This is a genomic window from Hartmannibacter diazotrophicus, assembly GCF_900231165.1.
Classification (GTDB): domain Bacteria; phylum Pseudomonadota; class Alphaproteobacteria; order Rhizobiales; family Pleomorphomonadaceae; genus Hartmannibacter; species Hartmannibacter diazotrophicus.
The window spans coordinates 2,669,222-2,682,782 of record NZ_LT960614.1; the positions used below are offsets into that span (position 1 = coordinate 2,669,222).

At 63.7% G+C, this 13,561-nt stretch carries 13 protein-coding genes; 5 read left to right on the forward strand and 8 right to left on the reverse strand.

The window, feature by feature from the left end; genetic code table 11:
* The first annotated feature begins 170 nt into the window (after positions 1-170).
* The 3 genes from HDIA_RS12490 to HDIA_RS12500 are packed head-to-tail and all read left to right on the forward strand — an operon-like array spanning position 171 to position 1,561.
* A complete protein-coding gene (locus HDIA_RS12490) occupies positions 171-353 on the forward strand; it encodes a DUF1289 domain-containing protein (protein WP_099556465.1) in 183 nt (60 codons plus the stop codon).
* Positions 353-664, forward strand: coding sequence for a hypothetical protein (locus HDIA_RS12495; RefSeq protein WP_099556466.1), 312 nt, complete (start codon positions 353-355; stop codon positions 662-664). Before HDIA_RS12490 ends, HDIA_RS12495 begins: the two co-directional genes overlap by 1 nt.
* Positions 665-679: 15 nt before the next feature.
* Entirely contained in the window at positions 680-1,561 is an 882-nt protein-coding gene (locus tag HDIA_RS12500; protein WP_099556467.1) for an ATP-binding protein, read from the forward strand.
* A gap of 40 nt (positions 1,562-1,601) precedes the next feature.
* Here the strand turns inward: HDIA_RS12500 and HDIA_RS12505 are convergent, their stop codons facing one another.
* The 4 genes from HDIA_RS12505 to HDIA_RS12520 all read right to left on the reverse strand — a co-directional run bounded on the left by HDIA_RS12505 (position 1,602) and on the right by HDIA_RS12520 (position 6,976).
* Complete coding sequence (locus tag HDIA_RS12505; protein WP_099556468.1) at positions 1,602-3,029, reverse strand: peptidoglycan DD-metalloendopeptidase family protein; 1,428 nt, start codon at positions 3,027-3,029, stop codon at positions 1,602-1,604.
* A 411-nt stretch (positions 3,030-3,440) separates the two neighbouring features.
* Entirely contained in the window at positions 3,441-3,719 is a 279-nt protein-coding gene (locus HDIA_RS12510; RefSeq protein WP_099556469.1) for an acylphosphatase, read from the reverse strand.
* A gap of 61 nt (positions 3,720-3,780) precedes the next feature.
* On the reverse strand, positions 3,781-5,796 hold the full coding sequence (locus HDIA_RS12515; RefSeq protein ID WP_099556470.1) for an acetyl-CoA carboxylase biotin carboxylase subunit: 2,016 nt from the start codon (positions 5,794-5,796) through the stop codon (positions 3,781-3,783).
* Between the two features lie 175 nt (positions 5,797-5,971).
* Positions 5,972-6,976 carry a hypothetical protein gene (locus HDIA_RS12520; protein ID WP_157775560.1) on the reverse strand — a complete coding sequence of 335 codons (1,005 nt, stop codon included), beginning with the start codon at positions 6,974-6,976 and terminating at the stop codon, positions 5,972-5,974.
* A gap of 565 nt (positions 6,977-7,541) precedes the next feature.
* Here HDIA_RS12520 and HDIA_RS12525 point away from each other — a divergent pair.
* Entirely contained in the window at positions 7,542-7,985 is a 444-nt protein-coding gene (locus HDIA_RS12525; protein ID WP_157775563.1) for a c-type cytochrome, read from the forward strand.
* A gap of 82 nt (positions 7,986-8,067) precedes the next feature.
* Here HDIA_RS12525 and HDIA_RS12530 read toward each other — a convergent pair whose 3' ends face one another.
* Positions 8,068-8,901 carry a ferredoxin--NADP reductase gene (locus tag HDIA_RS12530; RefSeq protein WP_099558873.1) on the reverse strand — a complete coding sequence of 278 codons (834 nt, stop codon included), beginning with the start codon at positions 8,899-8,901 and terminating at the stop codon, positions 8,068-8,070.
* A gap of 255 nt (positions 8,902-9,156) precedes the next feature.
* Between HDIA_RS12530 and HDIA_RS12535 the strand changes: the two genes are divergently transcribed.
* A complete protein-coding gene (locus tag HDIA_RS12535; protein ID WP_099556473.1) occupies positions 9,157-10,083 on the forward strand; it encodes an aminotransferase class IV in 927 nt (308 codons plus the stop codon).
* A 72-nt stretch (positions 10,084-10,155) separates the two neighbouring features.
* Here the strand turns inward: HDIA_RS12535 and HDIA_RS12540 are convergent, their stop codons facing one another.
* From HDIA_RS12540 to HDIA_RS12550, 3 genes are all read right to left on the reverse strand, one after another.
* On the reverse strand, positions 10,156-10,539 hold the full coding sequence (locus HDIA_RS12540; RefSeq protein WP_099556474.1) for a hypothetical protein: 384 nt from the start codon (positions 10,537-10,539) through the stop codon (positions 10,156-10,158).
* Between the two features lie 168 nt (positions 10,540-10,707).
* Complete coding sequence (locus HDIA_RS12545; RefSeq protein WP_099556475.1) at positions 10,708-12,075, reverse strand: replication-associated recombination protein A; 1,368 nt, start codon at positions 12,073-12,075, stop codon at positions 10,708-10,710.
* Complete coding sequence (locus HDIA_RS12550; protein WP_099556476.1) at positions 12,072-13,487, reverse strand: Do family serine endopeptidase; 1,416 nt, start codon at positions 13,485-13,487, stop codon at positions 12,072-12,074. The genes HDIA_RS12545 and HDIA_RS12550 overlap by 4 nt, the downstream gene beginning before the upstream one ends.
* Positions 13,488-13,561: the final 74 nt, after the last annotated feature.

Consider the following 13,561-nt stretch of genomic DNA (forward strand, 5'->3'; position numbering starts at 1 on the left):
GCCGGCGCTCTTTTCATTCAAGGCGGCTCAGCTTGTCGCACTGGACGGGCGCATGGTTTCACCGGACGAATGGAACGACTATCTAAGGGAAGTGGCGACAATCAATCCGCCGGCTGTGGCGCCGCAGACAGCCCGATCCTTTCCCTCAAAGAGCGTGCACCAGACGATCCATGCCCCCGATTTCATCCCCCTGCGTCAAGATATGCGTCATCGACGAGACATCCGGCCTTTGCCGAGGCTGCCTGCGCACGCTGGACGAAATCGCCCGCTGGGGCGCGCTGACCGAATCGGAACGGCAGACCGTGATGCGCTCGCTGCCGGACCGCCGCGGCAGACTGAGCGGAGAGAACTGATGCGCAATCCCGTTTTCCTCGCCGGCCTTGCCATCATCTTCGGCGCACTCACCATCCTCCTCCTTTTCGGCGACGGTGGGACGATCGCCGGCATGAGTTCGGATAATTTCGCCCGGCTGGCGCAGTTGACCGCCATTCTCCTGCTTGTCTCGGGCGGTGTCGTCGCTTCGCGGGCCGGCCCGCGCACCCATCTGAAATCGGCTCTCTTCTGGATCGCGGTTTGCGCGGCGCTCGTCGTCGGCTATCAGATGTTCCACGCCGATGAGGGGTCTTTGAACATCGCCCCGTCGTCCAACGCCCAAAATGTCTGAAGTCCGGAAGAGGTCATGGTGGAAACCGAAGCGCTTGAAGTCCTGAGCAGCCGCCTGGAACGTCTGATCGATGTCCTTGAACGAGCCGTCCCGCCCGCTCTCGCAAAACCCGACTTCAAGGCAGCCGACGCCTTCGTCTGGCAGGCGTCGATGCGCCGTCTCCAGCCCGTCGAGCGCGTCAACCGGGTCGAGATCGGCTTGCTCAAGGGAATCGATCGCAGCAGGGACATTCTGGTCGAAAACACCGAGCGTTTCGCCGAGGGCTTTCCGGCCAACAACGTGCTGCTCTGGGGCGCGCGCGGCATGGGCAAGTCGTCGCTCGTCAAGGCCGCGCAGGCCGATGTGAACGCCCGGCTTGCTCCGGACGCCTCGCCGCTCAAGCTGATCGAGATTCACCGCGAGGAAATCGAGAGCCTGCCGGACCTCATGATGCTGCTGCGCCCGGCACCGTTCCGCTTCGTCATCTTCTGCGACGACCTCTCCTTCGACCACGACGACACCAGCTACAAGTCGCTGAAGGCCGTCCTTGACGGCGGCATCGAGGGACGCCCCGAAAACGTGCTCTTCTACGCAACGTCCAACCGGCGCCATCTCCTGCCCCGCGACATGATGGAGAACGAGCGCTCGACGGCGATCAATCCCAGCGAGGCGGTCGAGGAGAAGGTGTCCCTGTCCGACCGTTTCGGCCTCTGGCTCGGTTTCCACAAGTGCTCGCAAGACGAATATCTTGCCATGGTGACCGGCTACGTCGACCGCTTCGGCCTGCGGATCGATCCGGAAGACCTCCGCGCCGAAGCGCTCGAATGGGCAACGACCCGCGGCGCACGGTCCGGGCGCGTTGCCTGGCAATACGTCCAGGATCTCGCCGGAAGACAGAAAAAGCCGCTGTCCCTTTAGAACAGCGGCTCTCCGTCAGACCAGATTTCTAAATGGTCGATCAGCTCGACATGTAGGGGGTCGGGTCGATCGGGCGGTTGCCCTCGCGCAGTTCGAAATGGAGCTGCGGGCGCGTCACCGAGCCGGTGTCGCCGACACGGCCGATCATCTGGCCGCGCTTCACGCTGTCGCCGCGCCGGACGAGCAGTTCGCTGGCATGCGCATAGGCCGAAACCATGCCGTTCGGATGCTTGATCAGCACCAGGTTGCCGTAGCCCTTGAGCTCGTTGCCGGAGTAGATGACCGTTCCGGCCTCCGCCGCCTTGATCGGCGTTCCTTCCGGCGCATCGAGGTTGATGCCGTCATTGCGGTCGCCATTGGGCTTCTTGCCGAAGGCGGAAATGATGCGCCCCTGCACCGGCCAGCGGAAGCTCGGCGAGTCGCCGGTCTGGGCAGCCGTCGGGGTCTTCGCCGGTTCGGCGGCAGGCGCGACATTCGCGACGGTCGTCTCTGGGGCGGGCTCGTGCTTGGGCAGGGCGGCGGCAGCAGGCATCGGCGTCAGACCTGTGGCTTGGGGATTCGTCTTGGCGGCTTCCAGCTTCGCCGGCGCACCTTCAGGCAACCTGGCCGAAGCGGAGGTACCGGCCGGCGCTCGGGCCGGCTGCGGCGGCAAACGGACAGCGTCCGTCATCGTGTTCGTTTCCAGCGACGCCACCTGCTTTGGCTGGGCGGCGTTTGCGGGGATCATCAGCTTCTGGCCGATGCGAATCGGATCGGACGCTTTGATGTTGTTCGCCGCCGCAAGCTCGGAGGAGCGCATGCCGTGGTTGTTGGCGATGCGTCCGAGCGAGTCGCCCGGCTTCACGACGTAGACGTTATCGGCAACGGTCGTCCGGCTGGGCGCGGCACCGGTCGAGGCGACCTGGCCCGAAATGGCGGATGCGGCCGGGTCCAGTTGGCGCCCTGCGGAATTGTAGATCGGGATCACGACCTGGGACCCGGCAACAGCTTGCGACGGGCTCGTCAGGCCGTTGACCTTCATGATCGCATCGCGAGGCACGGAGTAGCGCCGCGACAGAGTATCGATCGTCTCGCCGTCGCGCAGCATGACGACGGTCCCGCCGGTGCGTGACCAGCCGGGCTCGATGGGCTTGCTGGCGGCGTCGGTAACGGACGGCGCCGCGGCAATCGTCTGAGAACCGCTGCCGTAGGCCGGCCCGATCGCGGCACCCTGCACGGGCGGCAACGTCGTCGTCGATACACTGGTGCTGGGCGCGGGTGTGGCGGTATCGGGCAGCGAGCCTGTATAGGCCACGTCAGCGCCCGGCTGCACGCTTGCCATCGTGGCCATGCGGTTGGGCGTCGGATCGAAGAAGCTGTCGAATCGGGAAACGTCGCCGCTGCATCCTGCGAGAGCGCTCGAAAGCAGGGCGAGCGCACCGACTCCCGAAAAAAGCCTAAGCTGCCGAACTCTTGAAGTATCACGCATTATGATGTCTCGCCGAACGATCGTTAACCCGGTCGCGTCAGACAGCGTCCCTGGACAGCCTGTCCCGCGATCAAATTTCAGGCTCCAGCCGCCAAACCCGGCAACTCGGGATGGCGACTTCTTGATGGCGATTACACCTCGGTAACATTGACAAAGACTTAAATTCACAGCCCGCTGGCGGGCATCGTCAGGCAATGTGTTGAAATTGCGCCGCCCGGCCGTAGCAGAATGCAAGATGTCATGCGTAAATTTTGCCGGCACAGTAACGGCACCGCCGCGGAACCCGCCGCAAAAGCGGCATTCGGCCAAGGGAAGCCTTGCGAGGCGGCGGTTCGGCCATAGGTGGCAGAAAAATAATGAGGCAATCGCGCTTCGACGTTGGGAATCAGAGCTGCGACTCAGGGCCGCGACTCAGGCGGTCGGCAGGACCTCGAATCCCAGGGCGACGGGCTCATCGGCATCGACGGCGTTCACATCGGAGACGACGGCGAGCGACGGCCCGTTCCGGCAATCGGCAAGCATGATTCCGACCGCCTCGTCCGGTCCGGCAAAGAGGGCTTCGACCTCTCCGGAATGACGATTGCGAACCCAGCCGGAAAGCCCGAGCGCACGGGCACGACGATGGCACCAGTCACGGTAACCGACGCCCTGGACACGACCGGTGATCCGCACAAGCACGGTGCGTGACATCGCAGCAGCCTCCCCATTCATCGGCAACGAGCAGGCCGTCATTGTCTACGCGGGAACGCCGTCACGCAAATTCGAGAATCACCGCGTCGACCGCCAGGCTGTCGCCGGGCTTGGCGTTGATCTTGCCGATCTTGCCGTCACGCTCGGCCCTCAGCACGTTTTCCATCTTCATCGCCTCGACGACGGCCAGGATCTCGCCCGTCTTGACCTCCTGTCCCTCGTCGACGGCGATCGAGACGACGAGCCCCGGCATCGGGCAGAGAAGGAACTTCGACATGTCCGGCGGGACCTTCACCGGCATCAGGGCGTCGAGTTCGGCGATCTTCGGCGTCATGACGCGAGCGAAAGTGGTGACGCCGCCGTGCGACAGGAGCATGCCGGACGATGCCGGCCGCACCTGGACGGCCACCTCGGTCTCGCCGATCATTCCGCGCCAGAGTGAATCGCCCGGCCGCCATTCGGAGGTCACGGTCTCCACAGGAGCCCCCTCGCCCACGGCAACGTCAATCTCCAGCGGCACGGCCGCGAATCCTTCCGGAACCTTGACGGGGATCATCTCCCGGCCGAGGCGTACAACCCACTCATCGCGCCATTTGCCGGAAGCCGGACGCAGCCGCCCGGAAATCCCATCAAGGCGCTCGCGGCGCACCAGTTCCATCGCGATTGCCGCCGAAGCCAACACCTTGGTGGTCGTTTCGTTGAGGTCGATGCCGGAAAAGCCCTCCGGGAACTCTTCGGCGATGAAGCCCGTGGACAGCATGCCGGCCCGCCAGCGCGGATGCTGCATTAACGCGGAGAGGAACGGGATATTCGGCTGGATGCCGTCGATCAGGAATTCGTCGAGTGCCTCCGCCTGCGCATCGATCGCCTCGATCCGGCTCGGCGCGTGCGTCACGAGCTTGGCGATCATCGGATCGTAGAACATGGAGATCTCGGCGCCTTCGACGACGCCGGTGTCGTTGCGCACCGTCACGTCGCCGCGGACGCCCTCCTCCGGCGCCCGGTATTTGACCAGCCGGCCCGTGGACGGAAGGAAATTGCGATAGGGATCCTCGGCATAGACGCGGCTTTCGACAGCCCAGCCCTTGAGCTTGACGTCGCTCTGGGTGATCGACAGCTTCTCGCCCGCCGCCACCCGGATCATCTGCTCCACAAGATCGATGCCGGTAATGAGCTCGGTGACGGGATGTTCCACCTGCAGGCGGGTGTTCATCTCCAGGAAGAAGAAGCTCTTGTCCTGCCCGGCGACAAACTCCACCGTTCCGGCGCTGTCGTAGCCGACCGCCTTGGCCAAAGCCACCGACTGCTCGCCCATCGCCTTGCGCGTCGCCTCGTCGAGCAGCGGCGACGGCGCTTCCTCGATGACCTTCTGGTTTCGGCGCTGGATCGAGCATTCGCGCTCGCCGAGATAGATGACGTTGCCGTGCTTGTCGCCGAGCAACTGGATCTCGATATGGCGCGGATTGGTGATAAATTTCTCGATGAAGACACGGTCGTCGCCGAAGGAGGACGCGGCCTCGGACTTGGCGCGGGCAAAGCCGTCGGCCACTTCATCGGCGCTCCAGGCAATGCGCATGCCCTTGCCGCCACCGCCGGCCGACGCCTTGATCATCACCGGATAGCCGATGTCGTCGGCGATCTTCACCGCCTCCTCCGGCCCCTCGATAACACCGAGGTAGCCGGGAACGGTCGAGACCTTGGCGGCGTTGGCGAATTTCTTCGATTCGATCTTGTCGCCCATGGCGTCGATCGCCACCGGGTTCGGCCCGATGAACACGATCCCTTCCGCCTCCAGCGCACGGGGAAACGCCGCGCGTTCGGACAGGAAGCCGTAGCCCGGATGAACGGCCTCGGCGCCCGTCTGCTTGCAGGCGTCCACGATCTTGTCGATCAGGAGGTAGGACTGTGCGGCTGGCGGCGGACCGATATGCACCGCCTCGTCGGCCATGGCGACGTGCATGGCATCCCGATCGGCGTCAGAGAAGACCGCGACCGTCTTGATCCCCATCTTCCTGGCCGTCTTGATCACGCGGCAGGCAATTTCGCCCCGGTTCGCGATGAGAATCTTGGAAAACATGCCTCGCCCGCCTTTTCTTCAGCACTTATCCGATGCCTTTGGCAGAGCGGTTGTACCCAAGATCATGACAGGACGGCAACAGATCGAAAGACTCATCATCGCGCGCATAAGGACGCAGCCGAAGCCGCGTCCCTGAGCCGGTCATCCGCACGGACGGCACGTACTGGGGAGCGCGTCAGGCCGCCGTATCGAGCAGAAGCTGGAGCGAGGGATGAACGTCCATGCTCTCGGTGCGCAGGAAATCGACGAGGGCCAGTTCGTTGCGGCGCAGTTCGCCCGTCTTGCCAATTCGGTTGGCGAGCCACTTGACGCCTTCCGCCGAAACCGCGGCCTGCTGCTGCCGGATATCCATCGGCAGGGTGGCACCGACCATCGGCTCCTGGCCTCCGGTCCTGTAGGCCGACCAGATGCCCTTGAGCCCGCCGGCAAGCATGCGCTCCACCGGGGCAGCGAGAAGCGTGTTGCTGCCGGGCGCCGCGCCGTCGACCCAGGTCGCCCGGCTGAGAACCACGTCCCGTTCCGGCGGCGGGAAGCCGCGCGTCGTCATGAAGTAGTTGACCACGCATTTGACGAAGAAGTCGGACCAGGAAGGATGATTGTCCGCCTCGCGGGTGCGGTCGTTGAGATCGAACAGCACCTCCATCTCCTGACGGCTGACGCCGACCGCGCGCTGGCTGGCCTGCGCGTTGACGATCCGGCGCATCAACTCCACATCGCCCTGGCCGATGACGCCTGGCGTCAGCGCCCGGTGTGTCGCAAGCGGTCCCTTGCCATCCATGACGGCCAGCAGAACCTGCCTGAGCGCCAGCACCGAAAGACGCACAGGCGCGATATCCGCCTTGTCGATCACACGGATCAGGAGTTCGAGCTGGGTATCGGTGTGGATGATGCCCCGCGCCGCGATATGGCGAACCAGCCAGTCCGCACCCGCCTCGCCGATATGTCCAACGGGGTCGCTCTGCCGCAAGGTGAAGCCAATCAGGGCCTCCAGCAGCAGCGCCACGAAACCCGGTGATTTCTTTGTGATGGCACGATCCAGCAACAGAAGCTGCTCGGCGTCGGTCGCCGAAATGCGTCCTGACGCGAACATCGTACGGCGAAGGATCAATACGTCATCCTCCAGGATCGACTGTCTTTCGACCAGCGCCTGAAGGTCAGCCCTCAATGTAGCCCCCGACATTCCGCTCTTCTCCTGCATGGTGTCGTTGCAGGAGACCCTAGGGGCAAATGCCGAGAATTCGCTTAAAAGGATCAGTTAATAAACGATTGGAAAATCGATAGAATTTTCAAGAATACGCATTTTTCTGCGCAAGTCCGGCTCAATTCGCGCCGTGTCCGTCATCCGAAAAAATCAAAAAAAAGCCGGCCGCAGCAGGGAGAATACTGCGGCCGCAGTCAGGAGGATCCCATCAAAACCGGCCTCGCTTGGATCCTTCAACCGACTGATGTGAAGCCTACATCAATTCCCGACCACGGTCACCTGCGGCAAATCTGAAATCAGGCGACACCGTCAAAATACTGACATGCAAGTGGCCGAAAGAACACAGTGGCATACCACTCCACCGCCGCCCGGATTTTTTGAGTATTATTTCCAACAATTCTTTGCCGGCGCCTCACGCCAACGTGAACAGACCCCATTGCCGATTTCGGGCAACTTCACGAGGTCTCGTCCATCCGGGAATTCTTGTAGAATCAAGGACGAGCGAAAGAGCCCTGAACGTTCAACGACAGCCGGGAACCCGACGATGAAGAAGATTGCAGCAACGGCGCTCATTGCAACTCTGGCCTTTTCCCATATCGCCTTCGCCCAGTCGGATGCGATCAGTGCACGCCAGAAGCTCATGAAGGGCATTGGCGATGAGATGAAGACGCTCGGCGGCATGGCTCAGGGCAAGATCGAATACGACGCCACCAAGGCCGCGGCGGCCGCGAAGGTGATTTCGGAAAACGCCAGGGAATTTCCGACCCTCTTTCCCGACGACTCCATGACCGGCAACAAGACCGAGGCATTGCCGATCATCTGGGAGAAGAAGGACGACTTCACGCAGAAGGCCGAAAAGCTGTCAGCGGACGCCGCCACTCTGGCCGACGCCTCCGCAGGCGGCCTCGATGCCTTCAAGCCGGCATTCGGCGCAATGGCCGAGAACTGCAAGAGCTGCCACGAAACCTACCGCGCCAAGACGCAGTAATCCGGCGCAGTGCGAAAAGGAAAAAGGCGCGGTCCAAACCATTGGACCGCGCCTTTTTCAGTTTGACCGTTTGCCCTCGCCATCAGCCGACGAAGGCGCGCTCCACGACGAAGGTCCCCGGCTTGGCATTCGAGCCCTCATCCAGGCCGTACCGCTCCAGCAGCGCCTTGGTGTCCTTGATCATGTCCATCGAGCCGCAGATCATGCCGCGATCTTCCAGCGGGTTCATCACTGGCACGTCGAGCAGTTCAAACAGCTTGCCGTTGTCGAGGAGCGTCGTGATGCGCTCGTTGCAGACATAGGGCTCGCGCGTCGCGGATGTGAACAGCGCGAGCTTCTCGGCCGCAAATTCGCCCACGAGCGGATCGTTGCGGATGTCCTCGACCAGCTCCTGCGCATAGGCCAGTTCCGCCACCTCGCGGCAGGTCTGCGTCAGGATCACCTCGTCGAACTTCTCGTAGGTCTCCGGATCGCGGATCAGCGAGGCAAAGGGCGCAACGCCGGTGCCCGTGGAGAACATGTAGAGCCGCTTGCCTGGAACGAGCGCGTCGAGCACGAGCGTGCCCGTCGGCTTTTTCTTCATCAGGATCGTGTCGCCGACCTTGATCTTCTGCAGATGCTCGGTCAGCGGACCGTTCGGCACCTTGATGGAGAAGAACTCCAGTTCCTCGTCCCATGACGGGCTCGCCACCGAATAGGCCCGGAAGACGGGCTTTGCGGCATTCGGCAGCCCGATCATCACGAATTCGCCCGAGCGGAAACGGAAACTCTGGGGACGGGTGATCCGGAACTTGAACAGGCGGTCGGTGTAATGCTTCACCGACGTGACCGTTTCGGCGAAGACGCCCTCGGGAATGGGGAACGTCGTCACTTGCGTCTCGGCTTCGGCCACCGGGGCCGTCGATGTCACATTCATGGGCATCCCTTTGTTCCAGCAAAAGCCGGTTGGCACATGAACCGGCTCCGGCCGGTCGCGGAGGCGGCAACCGGCTTCGTTCATCCAATGGCCTATTCAGCAGACTTGCAAAATCGCATCATTCACTCCCCGCATCCAGAGGCATTTCCTCCAAATTTGCAGCCGTTCCCGCAATCGGTTATCGCTTGCGGCGGTCGTTGTTGGGATCATTTTCCCGCAACGTCCTTCTCCCTCCCTTTGGCACAGACGAGCTCCATGTCTCCATCTTCCAGCCTCAGCCGCACGTCCTCTCAAGGCTACGTCGACGATCCGCGCAACGAAAACGTCCTCATCTACGTCAATGGGGACTTCTTTCCCCGCGACAAGGCCAGCGTCTCGGTCTTCGATGCCGGCTTCGTTCTTGGCGACGGCGTCTGGGAAGGCCTTCGCCTGGTGAAGGGACGGCTGCTGGCCGTCGACGACCACATGGACCGCCTTTTCGAGGGAGCCGGTGCAATCCAGCTCGACATCGGTCTCAGCCGCGAGGGCGTCGTCGGCGCGATCCAGGCGACGCTCGACCGCAACGGCATGACGGACGGCGCCCATATTCGCCTGATGGTGACACGCGGCACCAAGAAGACGCCCAATCAGGATCCGCGCTTCGCGCTCGGTCCGGCGACCATCGTGATCGTCGCCGAGTACAAGGCGCCGCGCCCGGAGACGAAGGAAAAAGGCCTGTCCCTCTTCACCTCGACGATCCGCTGCTCGGGGCCGGATGTCTTCGACCTGCGGCTCAACTCGCACAGCCGCCTCAATTTCATCCAGGCGCTGATCCAGGCAATCAACGCCGGTGCCGACGAAGCCCTGATGCTCGATCCGCACGGCTTCGTCGCAAGCTGCAACTCGACGAATTTCTTCGTCGTCCGCGGCCGCGAACTGTGGACATCGACCGGCCGCTACAATTTCAAGGGCATCACCCGCAAGAAGGTCATCGGCCTTCACGCCGCCGATGGCGGAACGGTTCGCGAGCACGACTTCACGCTTGCCGAGACCTATGCCGCATCCGAAGCCTTCGTGACCGGCACGCTTGGCGGCATCACGCCGGTGACGAGCATCGACGGGCGCACGATCGGCGACGGCAAGCCCGGGCCCGTGACAAGGCATCTTGCGGGCCTCTATGCGGCCTACGTCGAAGGCGCCTGACCGGCGCCGGCGCGCTGTCCGGCCGTCCGGTCCGCCTCGACGATGCAGTGTCACGGGCATTGGGGGAAGCTTTCAGGGTTCGCGGACCGCCACGACCTGGAAGGTGTGCAGCTTGCCGTCGTCCTCGCGGATCGAGACATACTCGCCGGGCACGAAATGCTCCGCATCGAAGCGGAAGGCGTCCTCTTCCTCGCCGCTCATCTTGTCGTTGTAGTCGATGGACCACGCGGCTCCGCGGCCACGAACCAGGAGGCCGACGCGGTCGTCCTCTCCCTCGCGAAAGCGCCGTACCCGGCAGGAGGCCTTGTGAGCCTTGTAGCTGTCCATGTCGATCGAGCCGTCGTCGGCCAGCGGCAGCAGAAAGTCATAGCCGTGCTGGGCATCCCCCCGGGGGTGATCCTTCTCGCGGGCAAGCTCCAGCTTCACATGTCGGAAATTCGCGGGCAGCGGGGACATTCCTGAGTTCTCCCTTCTCGGTCATTCTTGCGGTGGCCGGGCAGATACGTGCCGGTCCACCGGTTCGTTCCTGTTCAGCAGGGCGCGGCCCGATGTCCGCAGCCTGCCTCAATTCCTTGCCGTCATGGCATTTTCGCGCCTTGCGCTCCTTGATCCACGTCATGCGGATCAGGGCTCGCCGCGCTCCCGGCGCAGCTTGGCCCAATAGTCGAGGCGCTTCTTCAACTCGCGTTCGAATCCACGTTCCACCGGTTGATAATACTGCTGCCGGCCGAGCTTCTCGGGAAAATAATTCTGGCCGGAGAAGGCCTCGGGCTCGTCATGATCGTAGCGATAGCCATCGCCATAGCCCTCGCTCTTCATCAGCTTGGTCGGCGCATTGAGGATGTGCTTTGGCGGCAGCAGCGACCCGCTCTCCTTGGCCGATCGCATCGCCGCCTTGTAGGCGACATAGACCGCATTCGACTTCGGCGCGCTGGCCACATAGACAACGGCCTGCGCGAGCGCCAGTTCCCCCTCCGGGCTTCCGAGCATCTGGTAGGCGTCACGAGCCGCATTGCAGACGGCAAGCGCCTGCGGATCGGCAAGCCCAATGTCCTCGACCGCCATGCGGATCACCCGGCGCGCCAGGTAAAGCGGGTCCTCGCCGGCATCGAGCATGCGGCAGAAATAATAAAGGGCGGCATCCGGATCCGACCCGCGTACGGACTTGTGCAGGGCCGAGATCAGATTGTAATGGCCGTCCTGCGCCTTGTCGTAGACCGGGGCGCGCCGTTGCACGATCTCCTGCAGCGCGGTGGCGTCGAAGACTTCCCCTTCGCCGGCGGCGCGCCAGACGTCCTCGGCAAGGGTCAGCGACGCCCGCCCGTCTCCGTCCGCCATGCGGACGAGGGCAAGGCGCGCGCTCTCGTCAAGCGGCAGCGGCCGGCCGACCGTCTCCTCGGCCCGCTTGAGCAGCGCCTCGATCGCCTCCGGCTCCAGCGGCTTGAAGACCAGGACATGGGCACGCGACAGGAGCGCCGCATTGAGTTCGAAGGAGGGGTTTTCCGTCGTCGCTCCGACAAGCGTGACGGTACCGTCCTCCATGACGGGCAGGAAGCTGTCCTGCTGGGCGCGGTTGAAGCGGTGGATCTCATCGACGAAGAGCAGCGTGCCACGCCCGCCGGCGCGCCGCATTCGCGCTGCCTCGAACACCCTCTTGAGATCGGCGACACCGGAAAAGATCGCGGAGATCTGGTCGAAGGCGAGATCGGTTTCCCGCGCCAGCAGCCGTGCCGCCGTCGTCTTGCCCGTACCGGGAGGGCCCCAGAGAATCAGCGAGCCGAGCGAGCCCGACCGCAGCATGCGCGTGATCGAGCCCTGCGGCCCGACAAGATGATCCTGGCCGACGATCTCCGAAAGCTCTTTGGGGCGCAGCCGGTCGGCAAGCGGACGCGGCGCATCCCTGCCGGCATCGATGGCAGCGGGGGGCTGTTCGCCGCCCCCCTGCCCCGGCTTGCGCACGGGCGGAAGCCCGCCGCCGAAAAGATCGCTCATCGGAAGGCCAGTCGGATGATGCGGCCCCGGCGATTGATCGTGACACGCCACAACAGCGGCTGCTGCCCGGCGGCCCTCAGGAAGTCCTGCGTCGAGCCGATATCGTCACCGTTCACTGACAGGATCACGTCGCCCGGCTGGAAGCCGACGCGCGCGATCTGGCTGCGGGGATCGACCTCCGCAATGATGACGCCGCGTGCCTCGTCCCTTGGAAGACCGAGACTCTGGGCAATCGCCGGCGTCATGTCGGCAATCGTCGTTCCCGTAAACGGCCCGCGCACGGAAACGCGGACTTCGCTCGGCCGTTCGACGGATTTCGGAGCCTGGAGCCGGATGTCGATCGCCATTGTCTGGCCATCCCTGTCGACAACCAGCTTCGCCACCTTGCCGACACCGATGGTCGCCAGACGGTAGTTGAAGACGCGCGGATCGGACACATCCTCCCCGTCCAGCGAGACAATCCGGTCGCCGGGCTCCAGCCCGACCTTCTCGGCCGGCCCTCCCGGATCGATGCTGGCGATGAGAAGCCCGCTCGGACGGTCAAGGCCGAGGCTCTCGGCGATCTGCGCCGTGACCGGCTGCAGGTCGGCGCCGATCGAGGGCAGCTTGACCTGATCGCCATGCCGGGCCGAGTCGAGCACCACCTTCACCATGTCGGACGGGATGGCAAAACCGATGCCGTTGGAGCCGCCGCCACGCGAATAGATCGCCGTGTTGATACCCACGACCTGGCCCGACATGTTGACGAGCGCGCCACCGGAGTTGCCGGGATTGATGGCGGCGTCGGTCTGAATGAAATACTGGTAGTCCGCGACCCCGACCCGGGTGCGCGCGAGCGCCGAGACGATGCCCTGCGTCACCGTCTGGCCGACGCCGAACGGGTTGCCGATGGCAAGCACGATGTCGCCGACCTCGAGGCTGTCGGATTCGCCGATCTGCGCAAACGGCAGTTCGCCTTTCGGATCCCGAATCTTCAGTACCGCGAGATCGAGATCCTTGTCCTTCAGCACGACGTCGCATTCGAACTCGCGGCGGTCGGCAAGCGCCACCTTCACTTCCGAATCGTCGATGATCACATGCGCATTGGTGATGATGACGCCGGAAGGGTCGACGATCACGCCGGAGCCGAGCGAATTCTGCTGCCGCCTCTGAGGTGGAAACACCTGCCCATTGCCGCCGAAGAAGCGGCGAAAGAAGGGATCGTCGAAAAGAGGCGAGCGCTGCTGCTGCACCTCGCGCGTCGCGTAGACGTTGACGACGGCCGGGGCGACCTTCTTGACCACGGGCGCGAAGGAAAGCTGGATCTCGGCGGAGGTCTGGGGAACCTGGCGCTCCTCGGCGAGCAGCGCGGATGACGCGGCGAGGACAACCGAGCCTGCCAGACAGCTCACAAGCAAAACACGCGATCGCATCCGGTAGACCTCCTCTTGCCGACGGCCCTGATTTAGGCGATCGGACGCCGGATTGCAAAGTCATGACGGCAATC

What these genes read in the sequence shown, in the direction of transcription:
- HDIA_RS12490 (WP_099556465.1), top strand. Translation starts at nt 171, where the DNA reads ATGCCCCCGATTTCATCCCCCTGCGTCAAGATATGCGTCATCGACGAG.
- HDIA_RS12495 (WP_099556466.1), top strand. Translation starts at nt 353, where the DNA reads ATGCGCAATCCCGTTTTCCTCGCCGGCCTTGCCATCATCTTCGGCGCA.
- HDIA_RS12500 (WP_099556467.1), top strand. Translation starts at nt 680, where the DNA reads ATGGTGGAAACCGAAGCGCTTGAAGTCCTGAGCAGCCGCCTGGAACGT.
- HDIA_RS12505 (WP_099556468.1), bottom strand. Translation starts at nt 3,029, where the DNA reads ATGCGTGATACTTCAAGAGTTCGGCAGCTTAGGCTTTTTTCGGGAGTC.
- HDIA_RS12510 (WP_099556469.1), bottom strand. Translation starts at nt 3,719, where the DNA reads ATGTCACGCACCGTGCTTGTGCGGATCACCGGTCGTGTCCAGGGCGTC.
- HDIA_RS12515 (WP_099556470.1), bottom strand. Translation starts at nt 5,796, where the DNA reads ATGTTTTCCAAGATTCTCATCGCGAACCGGGGCGAAATTGCCTGCCGC.
- HDIA_RS12520 (WP_157775560.1), bottom strand. Translation starts at nt 6,976, where the DNA reads ATGTCGGGGGCTACATTGAGGGCTGACCTTCAGGCGCTGGTCGAAAGA.
- HDIA_RS12525 (WP_157775563.1), top strand. Translation starts at nt 7,542, where the DNA reads ATGAAGAAGATTGCAGCAACGGCGCTCATTGCAACTCTGGCCTTTTCC.
- HDIA_RS12530 (WP_099558873.1), bottom strand. Translation starts at nt 8,901, where the DNA reads ATGAATGTGACATCGACGGCCCCGGTGGCCGAAGCCGAGACGCAAGTG.
- HDIA_RS12535 (WP_099556473.1), top strand. Translation starts at nt 9,157, where the DNA reads ATGTCTCCATCTTCCAGCCTCAGCCGCACGTCCTCTCAAGGCTACGTC.
- HDIA_RS12540 (WP_099556474.1), bottom strand. Translation starts at nt 10,539, where the DNA reads ATGTCCCCGCTGCCCGCGAATTTCCGACATGTGAAGCTGGAGCTTGCC.
- HDIA_RS12545 (WP_099556475.1), bottom strand. Translation starts at nt 12,075, where the DNA reads ATGAGCGATCTTTTCGGCGGCGGGCTTCCGCCCGTGCGCAAGCCGGGG.
- HDIA_RS12550 (WP_099556476.1), bottom strand. Translation starts at nt 13,487, where the DNA reads ATGCGATCGCGTGTTTTGCTTGTGAGCTGTCTGGCAGGCTCGGTTGTC.